This is a genomic window from Streptomyces sp. NBC_00273 (assembly GCF_036178145.1).
Classification (GTDB): Bacteria; Actinomycetota; Actinomycetes; order Streptomycetales; family Streptomycetaceae; genus Streptomyces.
Genome location: NZ_CP108067.1, coordinates 5,246,578 through 5,260,850 on the forward strand (window position 1 = coordinate 5,246,578; position 14,273 = coordinate 5,260,850).

A 14,273-nucleotide genomic window follows, 5' to 3' on the forward strand; every position below is an offset into this window, starting at 1 on the left:
TCAGTGGGCGTTGCCGGACGTATCTGTCGGAGCCTGAGCGTTGTACGTCCGGTCCTTCACGTCCAGCTCGACCTTGACCGGAGCGGCCTTCTCGAAGCGGAGCTCGACGGTGACCTTGTCGCCGATCTTGGGAGTGCTCTTGAGCCCCATGAACATGATGTGGTTGCCGCCGCGCTCCAGCCGGAGCTCGCCGTTCGCCGGCACGTCCATCGACTGGACCTGCTGCATCTTCTGGTCCTTGGTCTCGTGGATCTGGAGATCGTCGGAGAGCGAGGAGGTGACGCCGGTGAGCTTGTCGGCGGTCTCGGAGCCGTTCTTGATGACCATGAACCCGCCGGCCATCTTGTCGTTCACGGGCTGCGGCATGAAGGCGCCGCTCACGGTCATCTTCGGCTCGGACTCACCGGAACAGCCGGATATGGCGAGCACTGCCGTCAGGGAGAGGGCGGCGGCGAGGGTGCGGGTGGTGCGGGCCTTCACGGGTTCTCCCCCTTGATGAGCTTCGGCAGGTCCTTGGTGTAGTCGTCCACGGTGGTGCTCTCGCCGTAGAGGACGTAGCCCTCGTCGGTCTTGGGCGAGAACGCGATGACCTGGGCGCCGTGCATGGAGACGACCTTGCCGTCGGCTCCCGTCGCGGCGGGGTCGATGCCGATGCCGAGCGTGCGTGCGGCAGCCTGGATGCTCGCGAAGTTCCCGGTGAGTCCGATGAAGGACGGGTCCTGCGACTTGAGCCACGCGCTGAGGGACTCGGGAGTGTCCCTCTCAGGGTCGGTGGTGACGAAGACGACCCGGAGGTTGTCCTGGTCGGCCTTGGGGAGTGCCTTCTTGGCGACGGCGATGTTGCTCATCGTCAGCGGGCACACGTCGGGGCAGTTGGTGTAGCCGAAGTAGATGAGGGTCGGCTTGCCCTTGGTCTGCTCGCGCAGGTTCCACGGGTTGCCGGTGGTGTCCGTGAGGACGAGTTCCGGCTTGGTGAAGGGGCGGTCCAGGAGGGTCGCGGCCTTGGCGTTGCTCTGACCGCCGGCGATCTGGGTGACTCCGCCGGTCTTGGCGGGCTCACCGCCGCAGGCGGTGAGGGTGAGTGCGGCCGCCGCGAGCAGCGCGGCGACCGTCACACGTGTGGTGCGCATGAAGAAATGTCCCTGGGATCGGGGATGCTACGGACGTGTCGGAAGGGCAGCGCCCACGGGCGCGCCAGGTCAGGCGGAGCGGCGGCGCGAGGCGATGCCGAAGGCGACACCGCCGAGTCCGACGACGATGCCGGCGATGCCGAGGACGCGCGCGGTGGTGTCGGAGCCGTGTTCGGCGGCGGCCTTGTCGTGGCCGTGCTCGGCGTCCTTGTCGGCGTTCTTCGGCTGGTCGGCCTTCGCACCGCCGTCGTGGTGGTCATCGCCCTTGGGGGCGGTCAGCTTCAGGACGGGCGCGGGGTTCTGCGGCTCCGCGGCGCCTTCCTTGGCCTCCTCGATCCAGCGGACGACCTCACCGTTGTCGTACGTCTGGATGGACTTGAAGACCATCTGGTCGGCGCTCTCGGGCAGCTTGCCCACGGAGAGCGGGAACTGCTGGAACTTCCCGGGCTCGATCTTGCCGCCGGACCAGGTCACCTTGGTCACGGCCTCGTTGATCTGCTTGCCGTGCACGGTGAGCGGCTTCTCGAGCTTGCTCTTCTCGACCGTCACGGTCCAGCCGGGAACGTCCTGCGGCATCACGGAGCTGAGCGGCTGGTCGACCGGGAAGTTGACCTCCAGCTGGGTGGTCGAAGCGTTGTCCCGCTCGTTGGGGACCTTGAAGTTGATCGTCGCGTAGCCGCCCTTGGCCGCCTCGCCGGCGGGCTGCACGCCGACGTGGGCGAAGGCAGGGCCGGAAAGGACGAGAACGGAACCGGCGGCGATGGCGGCGGCGATGGAGACGCGAGAGGTCTTCATGGCAGAAACACTCCACGGAAGCAGTGGTGGCGGTGACTCCGCGCACGGGCGCGCACGGAGTTCGCGGCACCGGTATCCCGCTCTGTGTCCCGGGAAGGAGGGTGCCGCGTCAGGCTGCGAGGGCGAGTGCCACGGGTGGGCCGCGCCGGATCACCGTGTGCTGGAGTGCTTCCCGCCCTGTGCAAGGGGCGGGGGCGGACCCGGTCCGCGGGTCCTGCGGGGTACGGGTGGCCGAGCCGGGGAGCCCGGCGCCGAGGGCGCGTACGAAGGCCAGCGCGGCGCGCAGCGGACGGATCGGGGCGGCTTCGGCGGAGCGACGGGACAGCTCGACCAGCCGGAAGAGCGCGGCGTCACCGCGGCTGAGCAGCCAGCCCGCGGCGAGTGCCGCCAGCAGGTGGCCGGCCAGCATGGCCGGGCTGAACAGGCCCGTCGCGGGCGCCGCGGTGACGGCGGCCACGTGCGCGTGCGCGCCGTGCCCCTGCGCCACGACCTGCCCGGCCTGAGCGACCTGCGCCGCCTGCTCGGCCAGGGCAGCCGGGTCCAGGCCCGCGGCTTCCAGGATCTGCCGGGCGTCGGCCGGGCTGAGCGGTACGGAGTTGCCCCCGCACACCAGCCGCGCGGCGAGCTCGGCGAGCGAGGCGTCGGCGGAGCCGGCCGGTGCCTGCACGGCCGCGGCGCCGTGCTGGCCGAGGCCGAACACCGCGTGCAGGCCGAGTTGGCCGGTGGCGAGCCCGGCGGCGATGCCGGGGAGCGACCGCCGACGGCCCGCGAGCGGGGCGGCGACCGCGAAGACGGCGAGGAAGCCGAGGCAGAGTGACCACCAGGGCACGGTGGCGCAGGACGCCAGGGCGTGCCCGGTCGCGGACAGCACGACACAGACCGCGGTGAACACCGCGGCCCGGATCAGCCGGAGGCCGGCTCCGGCGTGCGTCGCGTGGGGGTCAGACATGGCCGGGCCATCATCGCACTGCGCATAGGCCCTTCATACGGCAGGTCCGGAAGGTCCACATGAGTCCTCTGTGCGAGGACCGGCCGGGCACCTGTGGACAGCCGCATACACCGCTCTTCGGGAGAGCCGCATCGGCCGAACGGGCGTATTGAGGTCTCGGACGGCCGCAGGGCGCTTACTCCCCCTCGCGGGCGGCAATAGGTAACCGTATGAGCATCTGGTGGTCTCTCCACTTGAGGCGCGAAGCCGCGAGCGTGCCGCTCGCCAGGCGACTGCTGCTGGGGACGATGGAGACCGCGGGGGTGGACCCGGACATCTCCTTCGATCTCTCGGTGGCACTGGGCGAGGCGTGTGCGAACGCGGTGGAGCACGGCGGGGGTGGTGAAATCCCGGACGATACCGAGGCGTACCACGTCACGGCCTATCTGGACGGGGATTGCTGCCGCATCGAGGTGACCGATTCCGGGCCGGGGTTCCCGCCCACGACGGTGGCCCGCCGCAGACCCTCCCTGGCCGAACACGGCCGGGGCCTGCACCTGATCGCCGAACTCGCCGATCACGTCCGCTTCCGCAACCGGCCGGGCCGTGGCGCGGTGGTGAGTTTCGACAAGATCCTGAAGTGGCGCGACGACGCGCTGCTGAAGGTGTCGTAGGCGCCGTGAGCCTGATGGGTCGGGTGTCCTGGGAACGCCGATGGGCGGGACCCCGAAAAGGAATCCCGCCCACCGATGCGCAACGCGCAGGCGTCAGCCCTTCAGGCGCGCCATCCAGGCCTCGACCTCGGACGAGGCGCGGGGCAGCCCGGCGGACAGGTTCCGGTTGCCGTCCTCCGTGACGAGGATGTCGTCCTCGATCCGGACGCCGATGCCGCGGTACTCCTCGGGCACGGTCAGGTCGTCGGCCTGGAAGTAGAGACCCGGCTCCACGGTCAGGCACATGCCCGGCTCCAGCGTGCCTTCGACGTACGCCTCGGTGCGCGCGGCGGCACAGTCGTGGACGTCCATGCCGAGCATGTGGCCGGTGCCGTGCAGGGTCCAGCGACGCTGCAGGCCCAGCTCCAGCACGCGCTCGACCGGGCCGTCCAGCAGGCCCCACTCGACGAGCTTCTCGGCCAGCACGTGCTGGGAGGCGTCGTGGAAGTCGCGGAACTTCGCACCCGGCTTCACCGCGGCGATGCCGGCTTCCTGGGACTCGTAGACCGCGTCGTAGATCTTGCGCTGGATGTCGGTGTACGTGCCGTTGATCGGCAGCGTCCGCGTGACGTCGGCGGTGTAGAGGGAGTGGGTCTCCACACCGGCGTCGAGCAGCAGCAGGTCACCGGAACGGACGTCGCCGTCGTTGCGGACCCAGTGCAGGGTGCAGGCGTGCGGGCCGGCGGCGCAGATGGATCCGTAGCCGACGTCGTTGCCCTCGACCCGGGCGCGCAGGAAGAAGGTGCCCTCGATGTAGCGCTCGGACGTGGCCTCGGCCTTGTCCAGGACCTTCACGACGTCCTCGAAGCCGCGGACGGTGGAGTCGACGGCCTTCTGCAGCTCGCCGATCTCGAACGCGTCCTTCACGGCGCGGGCCTCGGAGAGGTAGACGCGCAGTTCCTCGTCGCGTTCCTTGGTCACCTTGTCGGTGAGGGCGGACTCGATCACCGCGTCGTGGCCGCGCACGGCGCGAACCGGGCCCTCGGCCTCGGTGAGGGCCTCGGCGAGCTTGCGGACGTCCTGCGCGGGGATGCCCAGGAGCTGCTCGGCCTCGGTGAGGGAGTGACGGCGGCCGACCCACAGCTCGCCCTGGCCGGACAGCCAGAACTCGCCGTTCTCCCGGTCGGAGCGCGGCAGCAGGTAGACGGTCGCGGTGTGACCGGTCGCCCCGGTGGGTTCCAGGACCAGGACGCCGTTCTCGGTCTGGTCGCCGGTGAGGTAGGCGTACTCGGTCGAGGCCCGGAAGGGGTACTCGGTGTCGTTCGAGCGGGTCTTCAGGCGGCCCGCGGGGATGACGAGGCGCTCGCCCGGGAAGCGCCGGGACAGCGCGTCGCGGCGGGCGAGGGTGTGCCCGGCCTGGGCGATGGGCTCCAGCCCGTGCAGCTCGGTGTCGGCCCAGCCGCTGCGCATGTTCTCTGCGAGTTCGTCGCTGACGCCCGGGTACAGACCGTTCTTGCGCTGCTTGTGCGTCTTCTTGGGCTGCTCTTCTTCCGGGGTCTCCGGGGTGAGCTCGTCAGCCACGTCTTCTCCTCAGCTACGACGGTACGGACCTGGGTGTGGACCGCATCCATCGTATGCGTGTGCGTAGAGAGCCGTTCCGAATCGTGGAATCCGTCACGATTCGGAACGGGCTCCGCGCCTCATTCGAACCGGGCTGCGAGCAGCACGATGTCCTCGGGGGCATCGGTCGGCTCCCCGCCGGGCAGCACGGTCCGCAGGATGTGCTCGCACAGGGCCGCCGGGTCCTCGCGGACGCTGCGGGGGACCCCCGCAGCAGCGGCGTGCAGCCGGGCGTACGCCCGGTCCATCGGGTCGCCGGTGTGGTGCAGCAGCCCGTCAGTGTAGAGAAGCACCGTTTCTCCGGGTGCAGGTTCGATCTCCACGCTCGGCGCTTCCCAGCAGGACAGCATGCCCAGGGGCGCGGAGAGCGAGGTCTCCACGTACTCGGTGCGGTGCTCGCCGATCAGGAGCGGCGGGGTGTGCCCGGCACCGGCCAGGATGATCTTGCTGCCCCGGCCCTCGGACTGCGGCCCCCCGACTGGTTCGCAGTAGGCGAAGAGCGCGGTGGCGGCGCGGGCGGGCTCGGTGAGGCGCAGCAGCAGTTCCAGGTCGGACAGGACCGCCACGGGGTCCTCGCCCTCCATGACGGCGTAGGCGCGCAGCGATGCGCGCAGGCGCCCCATCGCGGCGACGGCGCTCGGTCCGGATCCGGTGACCGAGCCGACGGCCAGTCCCAGGGCGCCCTCGGGCAGCGGCAGGGCGTCGTACCAGTCGCCCCCGCCGAGCGGTCCCGTGTGGTGGCGGGCCGCGAGCTGGACCCCGGGGATCCGGGGGAGCCGGCTCGGCAGCAGCTCCTCGAAGACGGTGGCCAGGTGCGAGCGGGAGCGCTCCACCTCCAGCATCCGGGCCAGGTGCTCGGCGGCGTGCCGCACGTACAGCCCGGCGAGGTCGCGCTGGCGGTCGCTCGGCTCGGCCTGTTCGTCGTAGAGCCAGACGGCCGCGCCGAGCCGACCGGTGGCTTCGGCGGTGAGGGGGAGCGAGTAGCTCGCGGCGTAGCCGAGCCGAGCGGCGACCTCGCGGTGGCGGGGGTCCACGGGGGCGGCGAAACCTCCGGATCCGGGGGGCGCGCCCGGTTCGGGCAGGAAATCGGAGCCGCCCTGCGCGTCCGGCAGACCATCGAGGATCCGGCCGTAGGAGGTGGCGCTGCGCGGCACGGTCTCGATGTGGCCGAGCTCCGCGTGGCCGAGCCCGAGGCCGATCGTGCTGGTCGGGCCGAGTCCGTCGGAGGGCTCCAGGACGATCAGGCCGCGGCGGGCGCCGACGAGCGCGGCTCCGGCGCGCAGGAATTCGCGCAGCGAGGTGTCGAGGTCACGGGCACGGGCGAGGCGCTCGGTGAGCTCGTGCAGGGTGGTGAGGTCCGAGACCATGCCCGCCAGCCGGTCCTGGATGACACTGCCCGGGCCGCCGGGCGCAGGGGCCGGTGCGGGGGTGGTCCGGGCGGGCGCGGGCGCCGTAGTGTCCGGCGACGCGGTTGCTGCTGGATCGATTCCAGCCACTTTCGGTAGATGCGGAGCGCTCATGGCGTCCGCCTTTCCACCTGGTGCGATTCGCCGAATAGCATCGCAAACCCCCAGATCGTGCTGCGCCGCCATCAAGGAATCCACATCTACACGCACACATGGATGCATGTCCAGCATTGCCCAGGTGGGAATCCTGGTGTCCGTGAGACGGCAACTCACTGTCGAGCCAAGGCTAGAACTTGGCCGGAAAAAGCGGGAGGCGGTCGGTTTTTGCGATCGACTGAGCGGGCTCCGCAGGGGCCTCGGGTACGTACTCGTTGATGTGCGCGGCCAGTTGGCGTTGCCGGGAACCACCCGGCGCGGGCCGTCGTCCTTAGCGGCGGCCGCCGGTCTAGGTGGCCGGCGCGGGTCGCGCTCCACCCCCGCGGGACGTTTGATGGACCTGTAAGAAGACTGCACGAACCGTGTGAACCTGCTTCTGGCGGACAGTGACGCGAAACCTGTACGTGTGGTGAGACACCGGTTACATGGTGTGATGTGGCCCTCGGCGTTCAACGGAAAGGAACGAGCGCACATGCGCGAGATCCTCGGAAGGCGTCTCCAGCGGCTCCGCGATCGCTTTCAATCCCTGCGCCCCGACCCCGGACGGAGCGGCAGTACGTCCGCTCTCCTCGACGCGGCGCTCGTCTGCGCCACCACCTGGCAGTGGCCCGTCCTGCCCGGCGTCGGCCGGTCCGGCGCGGACGGCAAGCGATGTGCCTGCCCCGACCCCGACTGCGCCGTCCCCGGCGCGCATCCCTTCGATCCCGGACTGCTCGCCGCCACCACCGACTCCCGGATGGTGACCTGGTGGTGGACCAACCGGCCCGCCGCCCCCGTCCTGATGGCCACCGGAGGGACCGCCCCGTGCGCGGTGAGCCTGCCGGCCGGCGCGGCCGCGCGCGCCCTCGTACGACTGGACGCGCAAGGCATGCGGCTCGGTCCGGTCGTGGCCACGCCCACCCGCTGGGCGCTGCTGGTGGCGCCGTACTCGCTGGAGCGGCTCGGCGAACTCCTGTACGCGAAGGACCACGTGCCCTCCTCCCTGCGCTTCCACGGTGAAGGCGGCTACCTGTTGCTGCCGCCGTCCGCCGCCTCCAGCGGTGGCCAGGTGCGTTGGGAACGGGAGCCGCGGGCGCAGGCGGCGGCGCAGCGGCCGTGGGCACGGTCGGCGCGGGCGCACGCGCAGTTGCTGCAGGCGCAGGAGGGAAACCTCTGGCTGCCCGAGATCGAGGCGGTCGTTGACGCGCTGGTCGAGGCCAGCAGTGGTGCACCAGGCGGTGGCAGCAGGCTCGCGTACTGACCTGCCGGTCTTGTGCGGATCACTCGTACGGGTGTCGGTGGGGCGAGTTTCCAAGGGAATTGGGCGCGGGGATCTCCGCGCCCCATTCCCTCCTCGCTATCTTCGGCGAATGAATCTCCGCCTGATCGGTATCGGCACCGGTGTGTTGATCATCTTGTCGCTCCCGCTCGCCGGGGCGATCGCCGAGCCGGATTTTGCAGGTCAGGAGGACGGAAAAGGTGGCGGCCTGTTCTCGGCGCTCGGGCTTTCGGACTCCTCCCGCACGTCTCCCGCGGCGCCCGCGCGCTCGGCTCCGACGGCCGGCCCGCAGCAACCCGGCCCGGCCGAACAGCCCCGTACGGATTCCCACTGCGGACCCGAACTGTCTTCGCCGCAGGGGGTGGAAGCACAAACCTGTGTGTTGATCGGTGAAGGCAAGACATGGGGCCGGAGTTACTACCGGAACACAAGTGGTCGCGCGCTGGACGCCGCGCTGACGGTAATGGGTCCGGCCGGGCGCACGGTTCAGATCCGGTGTGCGGTGGGTGCGGGCGACGAGCCGGGCTTGTGCGAGACGCCGAAGGAGGCCTCGGCGGGCGATCCGGCGAGTTACTCGGCTGTAGCGGAATTTGCAGTTCCGGATGATGAAGGGGAACTGCTCTTGAGGTCCGGGAGCAACTCACCGGCACCGGGTGACGGTTGACCGCACCCTTGAAAATCAAGGGCCCGGTCGCTGGCGACGGGGGATGCACCAGCGACCGGGCTACAAGAACGGTAACAAGAGATCGCCTGTTCGCAAATTCGATCTCCGATATTCAGACACCGATTTGCAGACGATTAGCGGGAGTTGTGACTCCGGTCACCGACTCCACACGGGCGCTCGGTCAGCTGAGCGTCACTTGGCGGTTGGTGAGTCCGCCGCGCGCCCGGCGCTCCTCCGTGGTCAGCGGGGCGTCCGTGGCCAGAGCCCCGGCCAGCCGCTCCGCGAACTCCGCCGCGGGCTTCTCGACGTCGTCGGCCGTGACCCCGGTGGGCAGGTCCCAGACGGGAACCATCAGACCGTGGGCGCGGAAGGAGCCGACGAGCTTCGTGCCCTCCCCGAGCGAGGACGTGCCGGCCGCGTGCAGCCGCGCGAGGGCGTCGAGCAGCTTCTCCTCGGGGTGCGGCATGACCCAGCGCAGGTGGTTCTTGTCCGGCGTCTCGCACCAGTAGGCGGCGTCAACGCCGGTCAGCTTGACGGTGGGAATGGCAGCCGCGTTGGCGCGCTCCAGCGAGGCGGCGATCTCCGGGGAGGCGTTCTGGGCGTTCTCGGATTCCGGAATCCAGAATTCGAACCCGGTGTGCACAACCGGCTCGAAACCGCCGTCGGCGTCCAGGAGATCCTGAAGTCGGGGCCCCTCGGCGGGAACCCGGCGGGCGGCAACCGGCGTACCCGGCTCCGCTACGAGGGCACGCTCCAGGGTGTCGGCCATGTCGCGGCCGAGGTCTCCGGAGGACGAGTCGTTCTGCAGGCCGAGGAGGACGGACCCGTCCTCACGGCGCAGCGCCGGCCAGGCCATGGGCAGTACGGTCACCAGCGTGACGGAGGGGACGCCCTCGGGCAGACCGCCCTTGAGGGACAGCGGGACGGTGGCGGCGGGCACCAGTTCGCGCAGGGCGACCCAGTCGCACTCACCCGGCAGCCCCTCGAAGGGTCGCCGCACGTGCTCGGTGACGGCGTGCGCGGCGGCTGCGCCGTGGCAGGCCTTGTAGCGGCGGCCGGATCCGCAGGGACAGGGCTCGCGGGCGCCCACGACGGGGATCTCACCGTTGTTGAGCTGCGGCTTTGCAGTCTTGGCTGCGGGGCGCTTCTTGGCCATCGTGCGTGTCTCCCGGTTGCGGCGGTACGGCGTCGTGTCTGGGCGCGAGCCTAGCCGTTCGTACCGCCGGAACCGGTTGGGTGCGGCCGGGAGCACGGTCGGCGTGCGCTCCCGGACGGCCGCCTGTGCGGATGACCGGTACTGCTGTGCTGCTGTCGTGCTGCCTTGCTCTCGTGTTCGGTCGTGTCGGTCGTGCTGGCGTGTCGGTCGTGCGGTCGGGGATCCCGGGTTCAGGGATCGAGGTCGTCGAACGCCGTGCTGAAGTCGATCGCCGGCGGCGCAACGCGCGTAGCGAAATCCTCGTGCCGGGGCCCACAAGCAACGATCACCCACACGGTGACCTCACCCGCCGCTCCGTCCCGGACACCCCAGTCCTGGGCCAAGGCGCTGATGATGTTCAGCCCCCGGCCGCCCCGTGCGGTGACCGAGGGCGTGGCAGGAACCGGGCGGGTGGGCCCGCCTCCGTCCGTGACCTCGACCGTCAGTCGTCCCGCTCTGTCCACGCGCCACGCGGCACGTATTTCCCCGTCCCCGACTTCCCGAGAGCCGAGCGGCCTGCCGTGTCGGCAGGCGTTGCTGAGCAGTTCGGAAAGGATCAGTACGGCATCGTCCACGACCGATTCGGGCACCCCACCGATACGCAGTTGCTCGCGCATCCGGTGTCTCGCCTCGCCCACGCCCGCAGGACCATGGCGTACGTCCATGCACGACGACGTGGGCACTTCTTGTGCCACCACCAACGCCACCCCCGGAACCTCCTTAGCCCCACGCATGGTCTGGATGCCCCAATGGCCTGGACCGGAAACCGTCGAAGGAGCCCGAAGCGGACTCCTCTGACGCATTCATACCGACCGAATGCGGAGCGGATGCGCCGGAGCACACCCTGTAACGGACGAGTTGGGGGTGGCGGGTGTGCAAAAGGGGACTTCAGCGGCCGAGTTGGGACAGAACTTGGCGTGGTCTGTTCGTGATGATTGCTTCCACGCCTAGATCAGCGCAGAGCTGAACGTCTTCGGGTTCGTTCACTGTCCATACGTGCACGGAGTGGCCCGCGCCTTGGAGCTTGTGGATGAAGCCGGGGTGATTGCGCACGATCCGCATCCCGGGACCGGCGATCGTCACGCCGGCCGGCAACCGCCCGTCCCGCATCCGGGGCGAGATGAACTGCATCAGGTACACGGTCGGGATCGTCGGCGCGGACGCCCGGATCCGGTGCAGGGAGCGCGCGGAGAAGCTCATGACCCGCACGGGGTGCGGACCCTCGGCGGGCGGGGCGTCCAATCCGAAGCGCTTGAGGAGGACGAGGAGGCGCTCCTCCACCTGTCCGGCCCAGCGGGTCGGGTGCTTCGTTTCGATCGCGAGCTGTACCGGCCGTCCGGCGTCGGAAACCAGCTCCAGCAGGCGCTCGAGGGTGAGGACGGAGGTGCGCTCGGGGTCCGCGTCCCAGTCGGGAGACTCCTCGCGGTCCTTCCAGGAACCGAAGTCGAGGGCGGCGAGATCGGCCAGCTCCAGGGCGGAGACGGCCCCGCGGCCGTTCGAGGTGCGGTTCACCCGGCGGTCGTGGACCAGGACCAGATGGCCGTCCGCGGTCAGCCGGACATCGCATTCGAGGCCGTCGGCGCCGTCCTCGATGGCCTTGCGGTAGGCGGCCAGGGTGTGCTCGGGGGCATCCTCCGAGGCGCCGCGGTGGGCGACGACCTGGATGGTGCGCGGCATTGCGTGGGTCACCGGGTCATGGTGCCACCGAGAGGTGCCCGGGCGTCGGGGTCGGCCCCAGGAGTGCATCCGAAATGTCGGATATAAAGAATGGGGAGAGATGCACAGGTCCGGCTTACAGTGCTCTGACGGGTCATGGGAAAGGCTTTGCCCAGGAACTTGTGCGGCACGTCGAACGTTCAGTCGGACCGATATCGCCAGAGAATTTTCCGAAGCCGTGTGTGACGAGGAGAGAGCGCTGTGAGCACCGAGAACGAGGGCACCGCGGCCCCGACACCCCCCGCGGCCCCGTCCGTACCCCCTGCTCCGGCCTCCGAGACGCAGGATGCGGCCCCCGCGCCCGCCGCCGGCGAGCCGGTGACCCAGCAGATCCCGCCGACCCCGGCGCCCGGCACCGAGCCCACCCAGCAGATTCCGCCCGCACAGGCACCCCCGGCTTACGGCCAGGCTCCCGCACAGGTACCCCCGGTCTACGGCCAGGCTCCTGCCCCGGCCGCGCACGGAGCCGAGGGCTGGCCGCCCCCGCCGCCCATGGTGCCGGCGTACGGTGCGGGCGGCGGCCACGGCGGAGGTGTCTGGGGCGCTCCCCTGACCGCCGACGGCGCCCCCGCGCCCAAGCCGAAGGGCAGGGGCGGCCTGGTCGCGGCCGTGCTCGTGGCGGCCCTCCTTGCGGGCGGCATCGGCGGTGGCGTCGGTTACTGGGCCGCCGAGCGCAGCAACAACGGCACCGGCTCCACCACGATCAGCGCCGCGAACACCCCCAAGGACATCAAGCGCGAGGCCGGCTCCATCGCAGGCCTGGCCGCGGGTGCCCTGCCCAGCGTGGTCACCATCGAGGCCTCGGCCGGCGACGGCGAAGGCGGCACCGGCACCGGGTTCGTCTACGACCAGCAGGGCCACATCCTCACCAACAACCACGTCGTGGCCTCCGCGGCCAACGGCGGCAAGCTCTCTGCAACGTTCTCCGACGGCAAGCGGTACGACGCCGAGGTCGTGGGCCGTGCTCAGGGTTACGACGTCGCCGTCCTCAAGCTGAAGACCCCGCCGGCCGGCCTCAAGCCGCTGCCCCTCGGCGACTCCGACAAGGTCGCGGTCGGCGACTCGACCATCGCGATCGGCGCCCCCTTCGGCCTGTCGAACACGGTCACCACCGGCATCGTGAGCGCCAAGAACCGCCCGGTCGCCTCCGGAGACGGCAGCGGCAGCAAGAACTCGTACATGAGCGCCCTCCAGACGGACGCCTCGATCAACCCGGGCAACTCGGGCGGTCCGCTGCTCGACGGGCGCGGCGCGGTCATCGGCATCAACTCCGCGATCCAGTCGGCGGGCAACGGCGGCTTCGGCGGTGGCCAGGCCGGTTCGATCGGCCTCGGCTTCGCCATCCCGATCAACCAGGCGAAGAACGTCGCCGAGTCGCTGATCAAGACGGGCAAGCCGGTCTACCCGGTGATCTCGGTCTCGGTCGACCTCCAGGCCAAGTCCGAGGGCGCCAAGATCTCCGATCAGGGCGCGGCCGCCAACGAGCTGGTCGACCCGAACGGCCCGGCCGGCAAGGCGGGCCTCAAGCCCGGCGACGTCATCACCGAGTTCGGCGGCAAGCCGGTCGACAGCGGCCCGACCCTGATCAGCATGATCTGGACGTACAAGCCCGGCGATACCGTGAAGCTGACCTACCTGCGCAGCGGCAAGCCGACCACGGTCGACATCACGCTCGGCTCGCGGGTCGGCGACAAGTAGCAGCACTCGAGCACCACCGGTCGCGGCGGCGGCCCGATGAGGAGGGGCCGTAGGCGGGATTCCGCCTACGGCCCCTCCAACGTCCGCTTATGCTTCGCTGGTGTTCGATTCTCGGCACATACGGACCTTTCATGCGGTGGTCGCCTCCGGGTCGTACTCGGCTGCCGCCCGCGTGCTCGGGTACACCCAGCCCGCCATCACCCAGCAGATGAAGGCGCTCGAACGCGCCGTCGGCACCCCGCTGTTCACCCGCGTGGGCCGCAAGATGCAGCTCACCGAGGCCGGGGAATCCCTGTCCCGGCACGCCGAGACCATCCTCGGGAACCTCTCCGCCGCCGAGGCACAGCTGAGGGCGTACGCCCGGCTGCGCACCGGCCGGGTCAGGCTGTGCGGCTTCCCCAGCGCCAATGTCACCCTCGTCCCCGAGGCCCTGAGCGGCCTGGCCAAGGACCATCCGGGCATACAGGTGGAACTGCTGGAAGGTGAGCCCCCCGAGTCGCTGCGCCGACTGGAGCGCGGGGAATGCGACATCACCCTGGCCTTCACCTATCCCGGCCTGCACGAAGAGATCCCGGAGGAAGTCGCCGAGGTTAGGCTGCTGGAGGACCAGCTGACGGTACTGCTGCCGACGGGGCATCCGCTGGCCCGCCGCCGCGCCGTGAACCTGGCAGACCTCGCCGAGGAACGGTGGATCGCGGGCTGTCCGCGCTGTCGGGCGAACCTGCTGCACGAATGCGCGGAGCTGGGCTTCGTGCCCGACATCCGCTTCGCCACCGACGACAACCTGGTCGTACAGAGCCTGGTCGCACAGGGGCTCGGCGTGGCGATGATGCCCGCGCTGGTGCTGCCCTCCCTCTCACTGAGCCGGGTCTGCGGCCGGGCCCTCCAGCCGGCTGCGCGTCGGCACATCGCCGCGTACGTCTACCGCGACCACCTGCGGATCCCGGCGACGGCCGTGGTGCTCAACGCGCTGAAACAGGTGGCGGCGAACCGGGTCGGCTGCTGACCAATCCATAAGCTGCGCTTGGGATTTCAGGTCATAACTGTCGTTGGA

At 70.3% G+C, this 14,273-nt stretch carries 13 protein-coding genes and 1 pseudogene; 5 read left to right on the forward strand and 9 right to left on the reverse strand.

Annotation, left to right across the window (positions count from 1 at the left end):
- From OG386_RS23015 to OG386_RS23030, 4 genes are all read right to left on the reverse strand, one after another.
- Window positions 1–480, reverse strand: a complete 480-nt coding sequence (locus OG386_RS23015; protein ID WP_328789701.1) for a copper chaperone PCu(A)C — start codon at window positions 478–480, stop codon at window positions 1–3.
- Entirely contained in the window at window positions 477–1,130 is a 654-nt protein-coding gene (locus OG386_RS23020; protein ID WP_328789702.1) for an SCO family protein, read from the reverse strand. Before OG386_RS23020 ends, OG386_RS23015 begins: the two co-directional genes overlap by 4 nt.
- 69 nt (window positions 1,131–1,199) lie before the next feature.
- A complete protein-coding gene (locus OG386_RS23025) occupies window positions 1,200–1,925 on the reverse strand; it encodes a YcnI family copper-binding membrane protein (protein WP_328789703.1) in 726 nt (241 codons plus the stop codon).
- A 109-nt stretch (window positions 1,926–2,034) separates the two neighbouring features.
- Entirely contained in the window at window positions 2,035–2,874 is an 840-nt protein-coding gene (locus OG386_RS23030; RefSeq protein ID WP_328789704.1) for a hypothetical protein, read from the reverse strand.
- Between the two features lie 209 nt (window positions 2,875–3,083).
- Between OG386_RS23030 and OG386_RS23035 the strand changes: the two genes are divergently transcribed.
- A complete protein-coding gene (locus OG386_RS23035; RefSeq protein ID WP_327384411.1) occupies window positions 3,084–3,527 on the forward strand; it encodes an ATP-binding protein in 444 nt (147 codons plus the stop codon).
- A 93-nt stretch (window positions 3,528–3,620) separates the two neighbouring features.
- On the opposite strand, the gene OG386_RS23040 is transcribed toward OG386_RS23035, so the two are convergent.
- Together OG386_RS23040 and OG386_RS23045 are read right to left on the reverse strand one after the other, a co-directional pair.
- A complete protein-coding gene (locus tag OG386_RS23040; protein WP_328789705.1) occupies window positions 3,621–5,087 on the reverse strand; it encodes an aminopeptidase P family protein in 1,467 nt (488 codons plus the stop codon).
- Window positions 5,088–5,206: 119 nt separating this feature from the next.
- A complete protein-coding gene (locus tag OG386_RS23045) occupies window positions 5,207–6,763 on the reverse strand; it encodes a PP2C family protein-serine/threonine phosphatase (RefSeq protein ID WP_328789706.1) in 1,557 nt (518 codons plus the stop codon).
- A 397-nt stretch (window positions 6,764–7,160) separates the two neighbouring features.
- Between OG386_RS23045 and OG386_RS23050 the strand changes: the two genes are divergently transcribed.
- Both OG386_RS23050 and OG386_RS23055 read left to right on the forward strand, forming a co-directional pair.
- On the forward strand, window positions 7,161–7,928 hold the full coding sequence (locus OG386_RS23050; protein ID WP_328789707.1) for a bifunctional DNA primase/polymerase: 768 nt from the start codon (window positions 7,161–7,163) through the stop codon (window positions 7,926–7,928).
- A 109-nt stretch (window positions 7,929–8,037) separates the two neighbouring features.
- Window positions 8,038–8,610, forward strand: coding sequence for a hypothetical protein (locus tag OG386_RS23055; RefSeq protein WP_328789708.1), 573 nt, complete (start codon window positions 8,038–8,040; stop codon window positions 8,608–8,610).
- Window positions 8,611–8,791: 181 nt separating this feature from the next.
- Here OG386_RS23055 and OG386_RS23060 read toward each other — a convergent pair whose 3' ends face one another.
- The 3 genes and pseudogenes from OG386_RS23060 to OG386_RS23070 form a co-directional block, all read right to left on the reverse strand.
- Window positions 8,792–9,766: a DUF5926 family protein gene (locus OG386_RS23060; protein WP_266483653.1), complete on the reverse strand. Its 975-nt coding sequence runs from the start codon at window positions 9,764–9,766 to the stop codon at window positions 8,792–8,794.
- 230 nt (window positions 9,767–9,996) lie between these two features.
- Window positions 9,997–10,634 (reverse strand): annotated as a pseudogene (locus OG386_RS23065) (ATP-binding protein).
- A gap of 59 nt (window positions 10,635–10,693) precedes the next feature.
- Entirely contained in the window at window positions 10,694–11,482 is a 789-nt protein-coding gene (locus OG386_RS23070; protein WP_184791803.1) for a glycerophosphodiester phosphodiesterase, read from the reverse strand.
- Between the two features lie 240 nt (window positions 11,483–11,722).
- On the opposite strand from OG386_RS23070, the gene OG386_RS23075 reads away from it, so the two are divergent.
- Complete coding sequence (locus tag OG386_RS23075; protein WP_328789709.1) at window positions 11,723–13,219, forward strand: S1C family serine protease; 1,497 nt, start codon at window positions 11,723–11,725, stop codon at window positions 13,217–13,219.
- Between the two features lie 100 nt (window positions 13,220–13,319).
- Window positions 13,320–14,225, forward strand: a complete 906-nt coding sequence (locus OG386_RS23080) for a LysR family transcriptional regulator (protein WP_327384417.1) — start codon at window positions 13,320–13,322, stop codon at window positions 14,223–14,225.
- The last annotated feature ends 48 nt before the right edge of the window (window positions 14,226–14,273 follow it).

Bases quoted from the DNA above. Each gene is read 5' to 3' on its own strand.
- OG386_RS23020 (WP_328789702.1), bottom strand. From the start codon at position 1,130: ATGCGCACCACACGTGTGACGGTCGCCGCGCTGCTCGCGGCGGCCGCA.
- OG386_RS23025 (WP_328789703.1), bottom strand. From the start codon at position 1,925: ATGAAGACCTCTCGCGTCTCCATCGCCGCCGCCATCGCCGCCGGTTCC.
- OG386_RS23030 (WP_328789704.1), bottom strand. From the start codon at position 2,874: ATGTCTGACCCCCACGCGACGCACGCCGGAGCCGGCCTCCGGCTGATC.
- OG386_RS23035 (WP_327384411.1), top strand. From the start codon at position 3,084: ATGAGCATCTGGTGGTCTCTCCACTTGAGGCGCGAAGCCGCGAGCGTG.
- OG386_RS23045 (WP_328789706.1), bottom strand. From the start codon at position 6,763: ATGCTGGACATGCATCCATGTGTGCGTGTAGATGTGGATTCCTTGATG.
- OG386_RS23050 (WP_328789707.1), top strand. From the start codon at position 7,161: ATGCGCGAGATCCTCGGAAGGCGTCTCCAGCGGCTCCGCGATCGCTTT.
- OG386_RS23055 (WP_328789708.1), top strand. From the start codon at position 8,038: ATGAATCTCCGCCTGATCGGTATCGGCACCGGTGTGTTGATCATCTTG.
- OG386_RS23060 (WP_266483653.1), bottom strand. From the start codon at position 9,766: ATGGCCAAGAAGCGCCCCGCAGCCAAGACTGCAAAGCCGCAGCTCAAC.
- OG386_RS23070 (WP_184791803.1), bottom strand. From the start codon at position 11,482: ATGCCGCGCACCATCCAGGTCGTCGCCCACCGCGGCGCCTCGGAGGAT.